At 59.3% G+C, this 16,601-nt stretch carries 17 protein-coding genes, 1 tRNA gene, 1 other RNA gene and 1 riboswitch; of the genes, 3 read left to right on the top strand and 16 right to left on the bottom strand.

Features of this window, described 5'->3' with window-relative positions; genetic code table 11:
• Window positions 1-3: 3 nt before the first annotated feature.
• The 6 genes from I6L38_RS06210 to I6L38_RS06185 all read right to left on the bottom strand — a co-directional run bounded on the left by I6L38_RS06210 (window position 4) and on the right by I6L38_RS06185 (window position 5,882).
• Complete coding sequence (locus I6L38_RS06210) at window positions 4-1,323, bottom strand: type VI secretion system polymorphic nuclease effector (protein WP_201885048.1); 1,320 nt, start codon at window positions 1,321-1,323, stop codon at window positions 4-6.
• Between the two features lies 1 nt (window position 1,324).
• On the bottom strand, window positions 1,325-3,556 hold the full coding sequence (vgrG, locus tag I6L38_RS06205) for a type VI secretion system effector VgrG (RefSeq protein ID WP_201885049.1): 2,232 nt from the start codon (window positions 3,554-3,556) through the stop codon (window positions 1,325-1,327).
• A gap of 263 nt (window positions 3,557-3,819) precedes the next feature.
• Window positions 3,820-4,338, bottom strand: a complete 519-nt coding sequence (hcp1, locus tag I6L38_RS06200; RefSeq protein ID WP_010634242.1) for a type VI secretion system effector Hcp1 — start codon at window positions 4,336-4,338, stop codon at window positions 3,820-3,822.
• A 581-nt stretch (window positions 4,339-4,919) separates the two neighbouring features.
• Window positions 4,920-5,048: non-coding RNA, RtT sRNA (locus I6L38_RS06195), on the bottom strand.
• 55 nt (window positions 5,049-5,103) lie between these two features.
• Window positions 5,104-5,191 (bottom strand) — tRNA-Ser (locus I6L38_RS06190).
• A 235-nt stretch (window positions 5,192-5,426) separates the two neighbouring features.
• Window positions 5,427-5,882: a YbjN domain-containing protein gene (locus tag I6L38_RS06185; RefSeq protein WP_005299960.1), complete on the bottom strand. Its 456-nt coding sequence runs from the start codon at window positions 5,880-5,882 to the stop codon at window positions 5,427-5,429.
• Window positions 5,883-6,040: 158 nt separating this feature from the next.
• Between I6L38_RS06185 and I6L38_RS06180 the strand changes: the two genes are divergently transcribed.
• Entirely contained in the window at window positions 6,041-7,378 is a 1,338-nt protein-coding gene (locus I6L38_RS06180) for a flavohemoglobin expression-modulating QEGLA motif protein (protein WP_024942537.1), read from the top strand.
• A gap of 68 nt (window positions 7,379-7,446) precedes the next feature.
• Here the strand turns inward: I6L38_RS06180 and I6L38_RS06175 are convergent, their stop codons facing one another.
• Window positions 7,447-8,028 carry a thymidine kinase gene (locus I6L38_RS06175; protein ID WP_005299956.1) on the bottom strand — a complete coding sequence of 194 codons (582 nt, stop codon included), beginning with the start codon at window positions 8,026-8,028 and terminating at the stop codon, window positions 7,447-7,449.
• An 86-nt stretch (window positions 8,029-8,114) separates the two neighbouring features.
• Complete coding sequence (locus I6L38_RS06170; RefSeq protein ID WP_010634245.1) at window positions 8,115-9,695, bottom strand: Na+/H+ antiporter NhaC family protein; 1,581 nt, start codon at window positions 9,693-9,695, stop codon at window positions 8,115-8,117.
• Window positions 9,696-9,781: 86 nt separating this feature from the next.
• Window positions 9,782-9,953: riboswitch (Lysine riboswitch) on the bottom strand.
• 320 nt (window positions 9,954-10,273) lie between these two features.
• On the opposite strand from I6L38_RS06170, the gene I6L38_RS06165 reads away from it, so the two are divergent.
• Window positions 10,274-10,678 (top strand): H-NS family nucleoid-associated regulatory protein, encoded by a 405-nt coding sequence (locus tag I6L38_RS06165; protein ID WP_005299952.1) that lies wholly within the window; start codon window positions 10,274-10,276, stop codon window positions 10,676-10,678.
• Window positions 10,679-10,743: 65 nt separating this feature from the next.
• Here the strand turns inward: I6L38_RS06165 and I6L38_RS06160 are convergent, their stop codons facing one another.
• From I6L38_RS06160 to I6L38_RS06140, 5 genes are all read right to left on the bottom strand, one after another.
• Window positions 10,744-11,307, bottom strand: coding sequence for a cob(I)yrinic acid a,c-diamide adenosyltransferase (locus tag I6L38_RS06160; RefSeq protein WP_216989286.1), 564 nt, complete (start codon window positions 11,305-11,307; stop codon window positions 10,744-10,746).
• Window positions 11,304-11,534, bottom strand: a complete 231-nt coding sequence (locus tag I6L38_RS06155) for a DUF3820 family protein (RefSeq protein ID WP_005299948.1) — start codon at window positions 11,532-11,534, stop codon at window positions 11,304-11,306. The genes I6L38_RS06160 and I6L38_RS06155 overlap by 4 nt, the downstream gene beginning before the upstream one ends.
• Window position 11,535: 1 nt before the next feature.
• Complete coding sequence (queE, locus tag I6L38_RS06150) at window positions 11,536-12,207, bottom strand: 7-carboxy-7-deazaguanine synthase QueE (protein ID WP_216989285.1); 672 nt, start codon at window positions 12,205-12,207, stop codon at window positions 11,536-11,538.
• A 61-nt stretch (window positions 12,208-12,268) separates the two neighbouring features.
• A complete protein-coding gene (gene queC / locus I6L38_RS06145) occupies window positions 12,269-12,976 on the bottom strand; it encodes a 7-cyano-7-deazaguanine synthase QueC (RefSeq protein WP_208199922.1) in 708 nt (235 codons plus the stop codon).
• A 22-nt stretch (window positions 12,977-12,998) separates the two neighbouring features.
• Window positions 12,999-13,685 (bottom strand): tRNA-uridine aminocarboxypropyltransferase, encoded by a 687-nt coding sequence (locus I6L38_RS06140; RefSeq protein WP_216989284.1) that lies wholly within the window; start codon window positions 13,683-13,685, stop codon window positions 12,999-13,001.
• Here I6L38_RS06140 and rrtA point away from each other — a divergent pair.
• Window positions 13,615-14,193, top strand: coding sequence for a rhombosortase (gene rrtA, locus I6L38_RS06135; RefSeq protein ID WP_172442662.1), 579 nt, complete (start codon window positions 13,615-13,617; stop codon window positions 14,191-14,193). The genes I6L38_RS06140 and rrtA overlap by 71 nt on opposite strands.
• A 45-nt stretch (window positions 14,194-14,238) precedes the next feature.
• Here rrtA and pyrF read toward each other — a convergent pair whose 3' ends face one another.
• The 3 genes from pyrF to I6L38_RS06120 form a co-directional block, all read right to left on the bottom strand.
• The gene (pyrF, locus tag I6L38_RS06130) at window positions 14,239-14,943 is read right to left on the bottom strand and encodes an orotidine-5'-phosphate decarboxylase (protein ID WP_117404243.1); all 705 of its coding nucleotides are present in this window, start codon (window positions 14,941-14,943) and stop codon (window positions 14,239-14,241) included.
• 99 nt (window positions 14,944-15,042) lie between these two features.
• Window positions 15,043-16,209: a lipopolysaccharide assembly protein LapB gene (lapB, locus tag I6L38_RS06125; RefSeq protein WP_201882968.1), complete on the bottom strand. Its 1,167-nt coding sequence runs from the start codon at window positions 16,207-16,209 to the stop codon at window positions 15,043-15,045.
• A gap of 9 nt (window positions 16,210-16,218) precedes the next feature.
• Complete coding sequence (locus tag I6L38_RS06120; protein ID WP_005299936.1) at window positions 16,219-16,503, bottom strand: LapA family protein; 285 nt, start codon at window positions 16,501-16,503, stop codon at window positions 16,219-16,221.
• Window positions 16,504-16,601 lie beyond the last annotated feature (98 nt).

Below are 16,601 nucleotides of genomic sequence, written 5' to 3'. Positions count from 1 at the left end.
CTCCTACTTGACCGGGATAGTACCGATAGCATCGGCATTCTTATTCAACTTGGTGATCTGAATCACCTCACCAGACTCATCGACGATCATCAACCAAGATTCATATTTTTGTTTTCTGATATCCGCCAATAGCTTTTTATCTGCTATTTCATCCGGTAATCGCCTTTCTATCCACAAATTGCTCATCTGCTTGCCCGACCCCTTGGTCATCGACAACAACTGGGTGCTCTTGGTGCCATCCCCATCGATATACTCCCCCCCTGCCGTCCGAAACTTGGTCTCGGTCACCACGTAGGGAGGCGGAGGATTGGTGTTCTTGTAGATACCATCGATGCCCCGCCCTCTGGGCTTGTCATTCAGGCTACGTACCCGGCGATGTTCTGGCAACAGGTTCTCGAACTTGTGATTTGCCATCCAATTGTCGCTGATGATCTCGCCATAAATCCCTTTCTTCGAGCGGCTCAGGATCTTGAGCTCCACTTTGACCACATCATCCGGCAGCGGGTGGATAACGGTACCACCGGGCATGGCCTTGTAACCAGGGGCATGCTTGACCGCCTCTTTCTCCAACCCAGCGGCTATCTCATCGAGGGACTTGAGCACGGGCCCCATGGCGACAGGCAGCATCTGACCCGCCTGTGACTGCATCTGCAACACCAGACGCTGGGATTGCTCAAGCCAGATCCTGACTGAAGCAGGAGCCAATCCCTTTATCTTGCCGATCAAGCTGGTCAGCGACTTGACGGCATCGTTCAGATAACCCAGCAACACACTGACCGCAATCTGTCCCCTCAACCCACGGATCTGACCGGCAAATTCTTTTAGCACTTTGTCGAGGCGCGAGATACCCAGCACTTTCTTGACCTTGGGATCACTGAGAAACGTCAGCACGGGCGCCATTGCAGGTCTGATCGCCTTGGTGGCATCCCCACCCGCCTTGCGGACAAACAGGAAGATGATTTTCAACACCCCCTTGAGGGCTGAACCCAGCGACGGGATCAGCCCTATCAGGGTAAAGCTGAGGAAAACCCACTTATCCGGCTGCTTGGGATCACGGGAAATATCCCGGGCATTGGCAATCAGATCGCGACAATCCAGCACCTGGTCAACTACGGGAATTAGACCCAGCACCGCATTGGCGGCGATCTGTCCTGCGCTTTGATTGGGGTTGAAATCCCCCTGCAGGGCCTCCCAGATCCACTGCAGGCTGGAGGCAATCCCTTTTTTGACGGCCTCAGCACTTTGTTTGACATAGGCAGCCCCACCGGAAACAGCCTGATCCAGGTGGTCATAGAGCTGCTCAAACAGATCGTTACCGAACATATCAGCCCTCGTCGCTCAGACTGTCGAGATGGCCGGTGAGGGCCGAGATGGATTCACGGGGCAGATCGACAAAATTGTCCTGCAGGTCATAGGTCACTGAAGCGGTGCCAGCAGGCACATCCTCGAGCAGCGCCATGCCATCACCATCCAGCGTGCCTTCCCGCACCGACCCATCGCTCAATACGGCCTTGTAGGGAGTGCCCGCCAGCGGCATCAGCTCGGAGTCGAGGTGATAGAACTTCATCCAGCGCGTGTGAGGGCTATCCAACATACCCTCAATACTCTTGGGTACCTTGCCAGCCCAACCGGATCCAGAGCCTGCATTGCCACCCGAGTTCATCTTGATGGTGGGCCCCACCAGGGTCACACCACCGCCATCGACCTTGATAAAGCAGCCGCCGACCTTGACGGTAATTTCAGAGCCGGCTTCCAGCACCACCTTGGCACCGGCCTTGACGTGCACCTCTTGCCCCGCCTGGGTTAGCCAGCTATCACCCAGTTTTTGGTGCATGGAGGCATCCACCGTCAGCGAATAGTCAGCCTTGATATGATCCCGCTTCTCTCCTTCAACGGTCAGATGATCGTTGCCAAGACTGGGCGGAGCCCCCTGCTCACCCGGCACCTTTCTGATACGAGTCACCCGCTCGTTGTCGATATCGGTGTGCTGGTCGTGCTTGATATGCCAGGCCGCGTCGTTCTCGATAAGCACGTTCAGATCTTTCTGACCGTGGATGTAAATCTCTTCCTGTCCGGCCTGGTCTTCAAAACGCAGCTCGTTAAAGCCCTCACCCTGGTGGGTCTCGGTGCGCAGCACGGTGCGGGTCTTGTTGGCAGGCAGCTCGTAGGGCGGGCGGTTGGTGGCGTGATAGGTGCGACCCGTCACGATGGGCTGGTCCGGGTCCCCCTCCAGGAATGAGACGATGACCTCGTGGCCGATGCGCGGGATGGCCATCATGCCGTACTGGCCGCCGGCCCAGCCCTGGCTCACCCGCACCCAGCAGGAGCTCTGGTCGTTGGAACTGCCGTAGCGGTCCCACGGGAATTGCAGTTTCACCCGGCCATGCTCGTCGCAGTAAATCTCCTCCCCATCGGGCCCCACCACCATGGCGATTTGCGGGCCATCCACAATGGGTTTGTGGGGGGCCTCCGGGCTGCCGATACGCGCCCGCCAAGTGGTGCTGGCTTTCACCACCCCGAATTCGTTGTGGTAGACAGTCGGGCCGCTGCCCCCCTCCTCTTCCAGCGCCTGCGGCTGCAAGCCGGTATGCTGGATACGCACGATTTGCCAGTCGGTGTTGAGGCTGCCGTTGGGGTGTTCGGTCAGCGAGAAGCTCTGCCCCGGCTGCAAGGCCGCGCAGTTGGACTTAGCCTGGCCCGCCACCGCATCGTTGCGCAGCGCATCCAAGCGGTGCTGGGCAAAGGCCTTGCCGCTGCCATCCTGCTTGTAGCGACCCGGGTAGTCGAAGTGCTGATAGGTATCGCGCTGGTGAGTCAGCTCAGCCCCCACTTTCTTGTGGGAGAGGCCATAAGCCGGGGTCTTGAAGCTGTAATCTTTGAGCTCCACATCCGAGGGGCGTACCGCCTCCCGGTAGTGGAACTGCCGCACATAGGGGCCCTGCTCGAGGGAACGGTTGCCGAGGTTGAAGAAGAGCTCGGGACCAGCGGTCAGGGCGGCTGCGTCATCGGCAAACACGATGCGGTGTTTGCCCGCTTCAAACTCGTGGAAGTAGAACATCCCCTCTTCAGCGGCGAGGCGGTTCACGAAATCGAGGTCGCTCTCCCGGTACTGGACACAGTATTCCCGCTTGGCGTGCTCGTTCTTGAGCGCAAAGGCGTAATCGGTGATGCCGTGTTCTTGCAAGAGGATACTGAGAATTTCATCGGGTTTCTGTGCCTGAAAGATGCGGGAGTTCTGGCGAAGCGACAGACGCCACAGCGCCGGCTGTACCATGAGCTGATAGCGGGTACGGCGAAAACCGCTGTCTCCTTGCGCAAAGTCACTGACCACCCCGCATACCCGGCGCTGCAGCTCGCCGTTGTACCACACCAGCAGCTCGCATGGCTGGTCCAGCACGGCGCCAAAGTCGATGTCGGGCTGGGCGCTTGCCAGCTCCAGGCGCAGGTTGAACGGCCGGTTGAGCGCTTCATCAAGCGCAAACTCGGCCACCACGAAGGTGTTTTCGGGCAGAGCCCCCACCTTGACGGTAAATTGTAATCCTGTGCTGTCTGCCATCGTTGCTCGCCCCTGAGATATCGTGCAGCCCCATCAGGCGGGGCACTTCAAGCCGTGTGAGAGATCCGCCTTCGCCCCGGTTTTTCTGACACCATGGCTACCGCACGCCCTTGACGGCGTGCGGCAAGACGTAAACTCGGATTTTTTCTTGTGCCCCCTCACCTCAGGCAAACGGGCAAAAGAAAAAACGCGTGTATTGAAACGGAGCGGGAAATGCCAGAAACGGCAAAAGGGCACCGCAAGCAGTGCCCTTTGACTGAGAATTACGCTTCGATCGGCGCGCGCCAGTCGTCCGCACCGGAGGTACCGGCAACGGTGTGCTCCCAATCGATCTTGCGATAGGCCATGGAGACCTGGATCAGCTGGGTGAAGTCAGACTTCGCCGGATCCTGGCAGTGTGGCATCTGGCAGTCGATGTCGACGATGGTGGCGTCGGTCAGCACGGTAGAGAAGAAGTGCTCCTGCTTGCCCTCGACGGAGGTGCGGTACCACTTCAGGGTCACTTTCGGCAGCATCTCGCCGGAAGCCAGCGCGTTGTACATCAGCGGCACGGCCTTGTTCAGCGCAACGGTGAATTTGAACGGCTTGTGGACACGCTGACCAGCAGGCTGACCGGATTGCGGATCGGTCGGTACGGTGACGACGTGCTGGAACTCTTGTACCAGCATCTCGTCTTCGTGGCCCTGCACGAAGATGTTGCCGACGGAATCGGAAGTGAAGGCACCGGCGGTGATGTTGCCCTGAGTTTTACCTTCGATGCTGATGTAACATGGAGTTGGCATGGAATTGCTCCTGATTGGTTGAACGGTAATGACACTCGACCGAATCCGTTAGCAGTGACCATGCCAGTTCATTTTATTGTTTTAAAACAATAGGTTGAATCAATTACCAATCAAGCCATCATCGCAATAACGCAACAAGTTGCGCATTCAATATATTCATCCAGACAAAGTTGCACATACAGAATAAGAAACTAAAAATCCCGCAATGCATTGCGCAAGTCAGAACTTATTTCAACCTGATGATCCGCACGGGGGTGATGGCAACTGAGCTGTACGTTGACAATAGGAAACATCGGGGGCCGGCTGCCCGTCGATACAACCTGGTTATGGATGATGGAGAAACTGTGAAGACAGCGGGAGGCGACAAGCTATCACGCAAAACAAAAAACCGACCATCGGATCGGTTTTAACATCTGAGGATGGGTCGGGATTGACTCGCGCCATCCCTGACGCTCGCCCTGCGGGCGGCCTCTGGCCGTCCAGGCGGGCTATCCTGCCCACCTGTCGAACCAGGGCCCGAACCGAGCCGCCCGTCACCGGATAAAACAAAAGGCCCCGTCTTGCGACGGGGCCTTTTGTTTTATTTGGCCGTGAGGGATGATTCGCCACTGCATGGCTCACCCCTTCCGGGCGGCCTGCGGCCGTTCATCGCAGCAAGCTGCTCTGCTCGAACCCGACGAGGGTTCTCACCCTCCCTCTTCGACATGAGCTGATAATTCTTCCCCAAAGCAAAAAAACCGACCATCAGGTCGGTTCTTTAAAATTTGGCGGTGAGGGAGGGATTCGAACCCTCGATACGTTGCCGTATACACACTTTCCAGGCGTGCTCCTTCAGCCACTCGGACACCTCACCAAATTTTTACTTCTTGAATTGGCTTTCGGAGCACGCTGCGCGTGCATCTTGCCGACTTCGTCGGTGGGCAGCCTCTCGGTCACCTCACCAAATTTTGGTCTGTTGTTTAACGTGCTCAGCCAGCACGATGTTCGCTGCGCTGTTGCGCTGGAACGGGGCGTAATTTAGGGGAAAGCCCCGCCGGCGTCAACGGCTTTTTGCATCAGACGAACCGTTCGCACATTTAACGCACAAATCAGTGCACAGACTCCGGCGCAACCTGGATTTCCGGCAGATTCAGGAAGCCCAACCGCTCGCATTCGGAGACAACTTCATGGGTCGCGGCTATGGTGCTTTCCACAAACAGCAGGAACTGCTCGACGCTGAGCCCCGCCTTGGTAAAGACGGTATGCCCCACCACCAGCCGCGGCAGGTTGTCATCGATGATGTCGAGGAACACTTTGAGCGACGGGTACTGCATGTTGAGGCGACCCAGCTCGGCCACCAGCGGCAGCAAGGCGGAGGGACGCACCTCCAGCTCGGATGAAAACAGCACCCCTTCCTCTTCAACGAAGATCCGGCTCTCCTGGATGCCCTCGACGGACTGCAGGGAGACGATGTGGATACCATGGCACTGATCACAGACATAGTGCTCGATACGAGCCTGCTGCAACCAACGCATTATCATTTCGGAGCTGGGGATATTCATCATTTCCACGACACAATTGGGATCAAGGGGCGCAGTCTAAACCAATTTTCCGGCAACCAAAAGCGCACTGGCCGGATAAGCACGGCCCTCGCTTCTTTTTGGCAAGCAGCCTGCATATACTCAGCCCATTCCAGCGCCACACTCGCCCCACAGGGGGCTAAATGACCATCCAAGAAAAGTACCGTCTGCATCTGAAATCCCTCTCGGATGAACTCTTGATCCTGCAAAAGCCCATCCGCATTCTGGATGCCATCAAGTGGCCCCGTCACCTGCAGGCCGACTTTCTGGCCAGCGGAGGGCGCACGCTGCCGGCCGTCGACAAGGCCTTCTATGATGGCCTTCCCCTCGGCTTCGATCCCCGCAACAAGTACCTGGAGCTCAAGGAGCTGCGGGACAGGATCCGGCGCCGGCTCGGTCCCCAGGATGAGCTTGGCCGCATCCTGCAGGAGACGGTGGATCAATACATGGTGGTCATCGAGATGCTGCGCCAGCGCGGGCAACCGGACTTTCTGCGCTACAGCCGGCTGCTCTACGGCTCGGCCGGCGATCACCTGCGCGGCGATCGCAAGACCCTCAAGGAGCTGGGGGCCAGGCTGTGCGACATCTTCTCCCTGCCCGGCGCCCGCCACCTGGTGCGCCCCTACCCCAAGGAGTTCGAGGGGGAAGCGGCGGTGGCCAGGTTGCAGAGCAAGCTGTCGAACTACTTCAGTGACGGCACAGTGCAGGTCAAGCTGAGCGATGGCATCGTCTCGGATGCCGCGGCCGGCGGCGATTACATCAAGCTCAACTCCCACGCCCGCTTCTCCGAGCTGGATCTGCAGGTGCTGGAGGTCCACGAGGGCTGGGTACACGTGGGCACCACCCTCAACGGGCGCCAGCAACCCTATGCCACCTGGCTCAGTGCCGGCTCGCCGCGCATCACCGCCTGCCAGGAGGGGCTGGCGGTACTGATAGAGACACTCACCTTCAGCTCCTTTCCGGACAGGGCCAAGCGCATCTCGGATCGGGTGATGGCCATCGACATGGCGGAGCGCGGCGCCGACTTCATCGAGGTGTTCCGCCATTTCGTCGATCAGGGTGCCAGCGAGCACGATGCCTACAAGATCACCCAGCGGGTCTTTCGCGGCGGCATGGTCGAGGGAGGCGCCTGCTTCACCAAGGATCTCTCCTATGTGAAAGGTTATGTGGAGACGGTCAACTTCATCCGCAGCGCCGTGCTGGAGGGAGTCCCCGAGATCCTGCCCATGCTGTTTGTCGGCAAGGTGACCCTGGACGACATCCCGGTGCTCTATCAACACTACCTGGAGGGGCTCATCAGTGCACCCCGTTATCTGCCCCCCATGTTTCGCGATCTCACCGGCCTCTACGTCTGGTTCGGCTTCGCCTCCGGCATGTCGCTGGTGGATATTGGCCGGGTGCAGCAGCACTTTCGCCAGCTGTTCCACCGCCTGCCGGTGGCCGATCCCATCATTGCCCCGGTCGATATCGAGATAGATTGACCCCTTAGAAACAAGCAAGGCGCCAGATTGGCGCCTTGCTTGTTCATGTTATCCCCATCAGCCGCGGGTTATTTGAAAGCCCGCCCTTCCAGGTAGTGCTTGCGGCACAGGGAGACATAGCGATCGTTGCCGCCGATCTCCACCTGCTCGCCATCTCGCATCACCTGGCCTGCTTCATTGACCCGGGAGTTCATGTGCGCCTTGTTGCCGCACCAGCAGATGCTTTTCAGCTCCTCGAATTTGTCGGCCAGGCAGAGCAGGTGATAGGAGCCGGGAAACAGCTCGCCGCGAAAATCGGTCTTGAGGCCGTAGGCGATCACCGGAATGTCCTGCTCGTCGACGATACGGGCCAGCTGATAGACCTGCTCCCTGGTCAGGAACTGGGCCTCATCGACGATAAACACATCGATACGCTTCTCGGCATGACGGGCTTTCACCATCTCGAACAGATCACAGCGCTCTCTGAACACTTCGACTTTCAGCTCCAGCCCCACCCGGGCACTGATCACCCCGACCCCGAAGCGGTCGTCGATGGCGGGTGTCATGGCCAAGGGATGCATGCCCCGCTCCAGATAATTAAAGTGCGCCTGAATGAGCTGGGTCGATTTGCCTGAATTCATGGTGGCAAACTTGTAGTGCAGTGAAGCCATGATACTGTTCCGAAACTGAATTTATGGGGCGCATGCTAACCAAAGCCCCCAACAAAACCAAGGGGCCTTGCGGCCCCTTGTACGTTTTAAGCAACAGCCAGGTCCGCCTGGGACCTTGCCTTGCGCAAATGGTAGCTGGAGAAGATGACGAACCAGAGGGCGCTGACGCTGAAGCCCGCCAGCACCGAGTGCATCAGCCCCATCACCAGATACCCGAGGGCGGCGCCAAAGGCGATGGCAAGGGCATAGGGCAGCTGGGTCATCACGTGATCGATGTGATGGCAGCCGGCACCGGTAGCCGACAGAATACTGGTGCTGGAGATGGGCGAGCTGTGATCCCCGAACACCGACCCCGCCAGCACGGCGGCCAGCATCGGCAACATCAGGGCCGCATCGCTGGCCGCCGCCATGTCACCCGCCAGCGGCAGCATGATGCCGAAGGTGCCCCAGCTGGTGCCGGTGGCAAACGCCATGGCACAGGAGAGCACGAACACCACGGCCGGCAACACTTCCACCGGCAGATTGCCGTTGGCCAGGGAAGCCAGGTACTTGCCGGTCTCCACATCGCGCACCACGGCGCCAATGGTCCAGGCAAACAGCAGGATGTTGATGGCCGGCAGCATGGCCATCACCCCTTGCGGCGCGGCCTTGAGCCAGTTCTTGGCACCGAGCTTCAGACGCATGGCCAGACCGATGGAGACCACCAGACTGCACAGGGCACCGTAGACCAGGGAGGAACCCACGTTGGTATTCTCGAACGAACCGAGCACGCTGAACGGCTCGCCATTGGCGGCCAGCACGGCGGCACCGGAGTCGATCATGAAGTAGACGGTGGCCGCGGTCAGGGTCAGGATCGGCAACACCATGTCGATCATGCCGCCGTTGCTCTCCTCCGGGCTCTCCATGTCCAGACCGATGGGGCGGCCTTTGGACTCATCCCACAGCTTGCCTTCCAGCGCCCACTGCTCGTGCTGGCGCATCGGACCGATATCGAGCTGAAACGCGATCACCACCAGCACCATGATGAGGGTAAACACCGCATAGAGGTTCATCGGGATCATCTCGACGAAGGCGGAGATGGGGCTCTGCCCGGTGATGCCGTGAGCCGTCATGATGCCGCCCACCAGGGCGATGATGTAGGCCCCCCAGGAGGAGATGGGCATCAGCACGCAGACCGGCGCCGCGGTGGAGTCCAGCAAGTAGGCCAGCTTGGCCCGGGAGATCTGGAAGCGGTCGGTGACCGGACGGCAGATGGCCCCCACCGACAGGCTGTGGAAGAAGTCGTCGATGAAGAAGGCAAACACCATCATGCCGGTGAGCGCCTTGGCCCCCTTGCGGGTCCTGGCGCGCTTGGCGGCCCACTCGGCAAACGCCCGGGTCGCGCCGGAGACGCTCATCAGGCTGATGAGGCCGCCCAGCAGCAGCATGAACAGCAGCATATTGATGTTGTCACGGTTGAGCGCCCCGTCGACCCAGAAGATCTTGAGCACTGTGTTCAGCATGTAATGCAGGGAGTCGAGGGGAGAAAACTGGTTCAGCAGCAGGCTGCCGGTAACGATACCGACGCCAAGCGACAGCAGCACACGGCGGGTGAGGATCGCCAGTGCGACGGCCAGCAGAGGGGGAATGATTGACCAACCGGAGTCGGCGTAGTGAACGATGTCCATGATCTCTTTGCACCTAAAGACAGCAGGTGGAGATCTACCGAGAGGATAAAGAAACAAAACCCATGGGGAGGTAATACTCCTCAGCCCCTTCAGGTAGCGCTCCATAGTGGATGACTATGGCAGTCCTGCACCTATTAGATGCAGAACCAGCAGCCCGGTATGATGGCCTGGCCACTTCGGCGCTGACTCCTTTCCTCGTGCATCACAGGCATCACCCTCCGCACAAGTAGTCATAGGCAGCGCGCCTCTACTTAAAGGTATTCGAGGCACATTTTATCGTGCCGACACGTTATAGCAAGTTTTTTGATTAAATCCCCAAGCAAGCAAGATCAAAAGGGCAAAGAGGTAGTCAAATGGTGCAAACATTATGATTTTGTCGCTATTTTCATCTACTTGGAACTCAGTCGAGTATGCCACTGGCCAATATTGCTGAATCGGGCCTGAATTCAATTGCATTACTTAATTCCAGGCATGAATTTATTAATTCGACTCGCTTGACTTAATCCCGAACGGCCGTATAAATTAGCCAAAATAACTATTTTTATTTAATTCACTCTTTTGCTCGCGTGGTGAACACTATGAACGAATTTTTGAAAGTACTGCTGAATATCCGTAGCCTGCGCGCTGCTTGCCGTGAGCTGACGCTGGAACAATTGGAAGAAGGCCTGGAAAAGCTCTCCGCAATTGTCGGCGAACGCCAGCAGGATGAAGCCGCCGAGCGTCAGGCTCGTGAAGAACATCAGCGCAAAATTAATGAATATGCCGAAATGCTGAAAGCTGCCGGTATTGATCCGGCTGAACTGGTTGGCACAGTCGCAGCCGAACCGGCCAAGGCGACCAAGAGCAAACGTGCCCCTCGCCCGGCCAAATATCGCTATATGGACAACGGCGTGGAAAAAACCTGGACCGGTCAGGGTCGCATGCCGTCCGTGATTGCCAAGGCGGTCGCCGAAGGTAAATCCGTCGAAGACTTTGCCATCTGATAAAACAGCATTGGCCCAATAAAAAACCTCGCCTTGCGAGGTTTTTTATTGCCTGCGGCCTGCCGTCAGCCCCGCTCTGCCGCCTTGACCCAGAGCACTTCGGGCGTCGCGGTACAGGCCAGCAGGTAGCGGGCTATGGTGAAGAACCAGTCACTCAGCCGGTTCATGTAGGGCAGAATGGCCGGGTTGAGCTGCTCGCTGCGGCCCAAAGTCAGTAGCAGACGCTCGCAGCGCCGGGTCAGGGTGCGCACCACATGGGCTTGCGCCGCCGCCCGGGAGCCGCTGGGCAGAATGAAATTGCGCAGCAGCGGCAAATTGGCGCTATAGGAATCGATCTGTTGTTCCAGCCGCAGGGTCCACTCGTTATTCACCTGCCAGATGGCGGCCTCCTGAGCGTCACTGGAAAATGCCAGCTCCCCGCCAAGATCGAACAATTCCTGTTGCAGCAATAACAGGTCTGCCAATAATCCGGTTTCCGCTGCGGGCACCTCGGCAATAAGAAGACCTATATGAGAATTTAATTCATCGATATAGCCGTAGGTTTCCACCCGCATATCGTCTTTGGCCAGTTGCACGCCATCGGCCAGCCGAGTCATGCCCTTGTCGCCCTGCCTCGTATATATTCTCATACCGACATCCTGTTAATAATGGGAACAATCATGGATTCAAGCCCGTTTAGCTTGATTTCATAGGCAAGCGCCAGCGTTTGACCAAGCGATCCGGCCGGGAAACCGGTGCGGGCCAGCCACACCAGATAAGGCTCCGGAATATCGATGATGCGGCGCCCCCGATATTTGCCGTACGGCATCTTGTTGGCCAGCGACAGCAAGACCCGCTCGTCGGACAACCATTCCATTTCAATCGATATCCAGATATTTGTGGGTCTGGATGGAGAGCCGCCAATTGCGGGCAATGCAGGTTGCCATGGCCAGCTGGGTCGCCCTGGGTTTCTGGCTGATGGGTTGCAGTGCAATCACCACGTCGTCGCGCAGACGAGCGGTGGCCAGCAGCGCATCCAGCTCCTCCACGTGGCGCTCGGTGGCCACCGGATGCTTGACCTCGTTGGCGCGCTCAAGGGCCGAGAGCAGCACCGGCAACCCACCCTTCATATTGATCTTGGGGGATACGGTGACCCAGGTCTGCTCATGGGTCTGGATCTCGCTGGTACCACTGGTTTCGATCTGCACCTGATAGCCTGCCGCAATGAGGGCGGTAGAGAGATCCTGCAGGTCATAGAGGCAGGGTTCGCCCCCGGTGATCACCACGTGACGCGCCTGATAGCCAAGTTGCTGAAAGCTGGCCAGGATCTGCGCCGTGCTCATCTTGCTCCAGCCATCGGATTCGTTGGAGCAGTCGAGCACCGCCTGCACGCCCACTTCACGAGCAGGATCGACCACCCAGGTATGACGGGTATCGCACCAGGGGCATCCCACCGGGCAACCCTGCAGGCGAACGAAAATGGCGGGCAGGCCGGTGAAGACCCCCTCCCCCTGGATGGTCTGGAATATCTCGTTGATTGGGTAATGCATCTTGGTCACGGCTGGTTGCAAAAGTCGCGGATTATACCCCAAGCATGGCCGAGACGCAGGCTCAGCATCCGCTTTTCTCACCGAGCCCGGTTTTTTGGTGCAGACGCGCCATCACGCCCACCTTGTCGGCCAGGTACTGCTGCAGGCCGCGGCTGCGCAGATCGCAGGCCGGACAGGCGCCGCAACCATCGCCGGCAATGCCGTTGTAGCAGGTGAGCGTCTGCTGGCGCACGGTATCGAGGTGGCCGTAGTGATCCGCCAGCGCCCAGGTCTCGGCCTTGTCGAGCCACATCAGCGGGGTCTCGAAACGAATGGCGCGATCCAGCCCCAGCGAGACGGCCTGATTGAGCGCCTTGACGAACTCGTCGCGGCAATCCGGGTAACCGGAGAAATCAGTCTCGCACACCCCGGTGATCACCGCCTCGGCGCCCACCTGATAGGCGTAGATGGCGGCCAGGGTCAAAAACAGGATGTTGCGGCCCGGCACGAAGGTATTGGGCAGGCCATTCTCCTGCAGCTCGAAGCTCACCGGGATCTCGTCCCGGGTCAGGGCCGAGATGGCAAGCTCCCCCAGCATGGTCACGTCCATCACCTTGTGGGCGGCGATGCCGAGCCGGCTGGCCAGACGGCGCGCCGTCTCGATCTCTTCACTATGGCGCTGGCCATAATCGAAGGTGATGGCATGCACCTCGTCATAACGAGACAAGGCCTGGACCAGGCAGGTGGTACTGTCCTGACCACCACTGAATACCACGACGGCTTTTTTCACGTATGTCACTCCTCTGGGCAGTTCAACTGCGTCGGCCCTGGGCAAAATCATGCCACTGCCGGTTCAAATGGGTAAAAAGGGTCATCAGCGGGGCGAAGCGATCGGGTGCGCCCTCCCACTGGGACAACAGATGGTAGCCCGCTTCCAGGGTCGAGAGCGCCTCAGGAAACGGCTTCTTGCGAATGGAATATTGCCCCGCGACGGCATCCAGCCCAATTCGCGGCAACTGCTGCAACTCGGGGTTGCTGTGCAGCATCCGGTAGGCCTTGCGCCAGGTGCCATCGAGCAGCAGAAAACAGACTCGGCGAGCCGGCTCAGCCGTCTCCCTCTCTCTCACCTCGGCAAGGGTGATGGCCTCCTCATCCGGCCACAGCAGATAACACTGCAGCGCGGGATCGGCCAACAAGGCCGCCAGCTCGGGGACGTCGGCCACCTGTTCACCCACATGCAGACGGGCCTGCGCCAGCGAGGCGGCCAAAAGGACGGCGGTTCCCTTGGGATGACCAACCTCCCCCGGATGCTGCAGGATGTGCAGGGGCGCATGGGGTGAAACCGGCCGAATATAATCGCACAGACAGGCTTTGAGGGCTCTGGTGCAACGTGTACAGTATCGACACTTGTTGTCGTCGGACTGTTTCATGTTGTCAGAAAAATCAGGATTGCTCTGGGTCATCACGCTTTCACTCGCCAGTTTGCTGCTCTTTTTCACCGTGCCGAATCACCAGCTCTCCTTCGATCGCACCCTGATAGCCCAGGGTGAAGGGTGGCGCATCATAACAGGCAATCTGGCCCACACCAATCTGTGGCACCTGTTGCTCAACCTGAGCGGGCTGTGCGTGCTCTACAGCCTGTTTCGTGAATACCTGACAGGCTGTCGCCTGCCGCTGCTGCTGCTGTTGCTGGGGAGCGCCGTCGGGCTCGGCATCTGGTGGTGGTGTCCGCAGACCCAGTGGTACATGGGGCTGTCGGGAGCGTTGCACGGCCTGTTCGTGTGGGGCGCGCTGCAGGATATCCGCTATCGCCGTCACTCCGGCTGGTTGATGCTGGCAGGGGTAGCGATCAAGCTTGGGGTGGATTTCTACAGTGCGGGGGAAAGTCCGGTGTCCGCCCTCATCGGGGCCAGGGTACACATTGAATCACATCTGATTGGTTCGGGCGCCGGCCTGTTGCTCGGCCTGCTGCCGGTCACCCTGCGCCCCCACGCCGTCAAGGAGTGAGCCAACACCGGATGCAATGCCGGCCCCATCGGGCCGGCATTCTTTTTATGAGCGGCTCGCAAGCTCCGCGTTGATGCCGGCCAGCATGGCGGCAGGATCGGCCGCCTGGGTGATGGGGCGACCAATCACCAGATAGTCGGCACCCGCCTCCACCGCCGCCAGCGGCGTCATGACCCGGCGCTGATCCCCGGCAGCCGAGCCGGTGGGGCGGATCCCCGGCGTCACCAGCTTGAACTCGTCACCGAGCAGCGCCTTGAGCTCACGCGCTTCGTTGGCGGAGCAGACCACCCCGTCCAACCCCGCGTCTTTGGTCAATTTGGCCAGCCGGATCACCTGCTCGGCCGGCGTCACATCAAGACCCAGCGGCGCCATGTCGGACTGCTCCATGCTGGTCAGCACGGTCACCCCGATGAGCAGCGGCGCCTTGTCGCCATAAGGCAGCAGCGCCTCCTTGGCGGCCCGCATCATCCGCTCGCCACCACTGGCGTGCACGTTCACCATCCAGACGCCGAGTTCGGCACTGGCGGCGACTGCCTTGGCGACGGTGTTGGGAATGTCGTGAAACTTCAGATCCAGAAAGACATCGAACCCCTTGGCAACCAGCTGACGCACGAACTGGGGGCCAAACAGGGTAAACATCTCCTTGCCTACCTTGAGACGGCACTGGGCCGGGGAGATACGTTCAATGAAGGCGAAGGCATCGGCCTCGTGCTGATAATCCAGCGCAACCAGTACTTTGGGATCTAGCATCTCACTTCCTATCGATGGTTATTCGCCGCCCGGAGCGAGTCCGGCCCGGCCTGAAAAAACCAGGCCACAGGGGCCTGGTTGATGACATTGTTGTGGCTCTTACTCCCCGTCCAGACCGCGGATCGGCTTGATGGCTCCCCACTGGCGGCAGGAGGGGCACTGCCAGAACAGGGAGTGGGTGGCAAACCCGCACTGCCGGCACTTGTGAGTGGATTTGATCTTGATCTGCTCGTCGACCAGCGCCTTGAGCATGGTCAGGCTCTCCTTGGCCTGCCCCTCTTCGGCACCACGCAACTGCAGCGCCATCAGGTGCTGGAAGCCGCGCAGAGACGGCGTGCGCCGCAGCTGGCGCAGCACCAGCTCGGAGGCTGCCTCGCGCCCGTTATGGCGCTCCACATAATCGGCCAGCCGCAAGGTGACCGGGAAGCCGGCCCGCGCCTCCTGGGCCTGGCCGAGCAGCTCGGGGATACGCGCCTCCTCGCCGCACAGTTCCAGGCTCTCGCACAGGGGTTCCAGCACTTCGCTCGCGAAATCGATGTCCTGGGTAAGCACTCGCTCAAACTCGCGGGCCGCCTGGCGCGGATCGCCCTCCCCCTTGGCCAGCCAGCCGAGGCCGAGCGAGGCACGCACACAGTTGCCATCGGCAGTCAGGGCCTTGCGAAAACGCAGCTGGGCCTGCTTGCGATTCTCTTCGCGCAGGGCCATGTCGGCCAGCTCGCACTGGTAATGGGCGATGGTGGGAGCCAGCTTCTTGCCCTGGAATTTTTGCAACCGCTCGCTCACCGCGATCGCCTTGTCCCAATCACGCAACTGCTGGTAGATGAGCTGCAACTGGGCCAGCGCCGTCTCCTCATACTCCCCGTCCTCGGTGAGCTCGAGCCACAGCTTCTCGGCCCGATCGAGCAGGCCGGCGGCCAGGAAGTCCCGTGCCAGCTCCTGCAGGGCGAGCTGACGCTGCTCCATGGTAAGCTGGCGGGTGATGAGGTTCTGGTGGATCTTGATGGCCCGGTCTACCTCACCCCGTTGACGGAACAGGTTGCCGAGGGAGAGGTGGGTTTCGATGGTCTCGCTGTCCACTTCCAGCAGCTGGATAAAGAGATCCACCGCCTTGTCGGATTCGTCGGACAGCAAATAATTGAGACCCGCCACGTACTGGCGGGAAAACTGGTTACTCTGTTTCTGGGTGTCCTGGCGAACACTCCTGCGCCCCATATACCAGCCGTAGCCGGCGGCAATGGGCAACAGCAGGAAAAGCAGTTCAAGCATCGAGGGACATTATTCCTTGGCAGCCGTTCGGGCCAGCTCCAATTCACGGGATTGACGGCGCATGGTGCGATTGAGGGTGCGGTTTTGCATCTTGAGGCGCAAGAACAGCAGACCGAAAACCAGCCAGCCCAGCAGGAAGCCACCACCAAAGAAGAATCCCAGCAACATGGAGAGCGAGAACTCTCCTTGGGCAATCAGATAATTGAACTGCACCAGCTGGCCATTTTGCGAACCGATGGCCAGCGTCAGGATAAACACCAGTACCAATGGAATGAGGGCCAAGATACGCTTCATAGGAGCTCCCTGTCAGTAGCTAATGAGAGGCTGATTATCCTTAAAATCACCGGCAGACTCTAGAGCGAATGGGAAAAGACTTGGCAAAACCGGACAAT

Origin of the sequence: Aeromonas sp. FDAARGOS 1408 (assembly GCF_019048665.1) — a bacterium.
Classification (GTDB): Bacteria; Pseudomonadota; Gammaproteobacteria; order Enterobacterales; family Aeromonadaceae; genus Aeromonas; species Aeromonas dhakensis.
The sequence above is the reverse complement of the archived record's forward strand: the minus strand, read 5'-3'. Positions and strand labels throughout refer to the sequence as shown.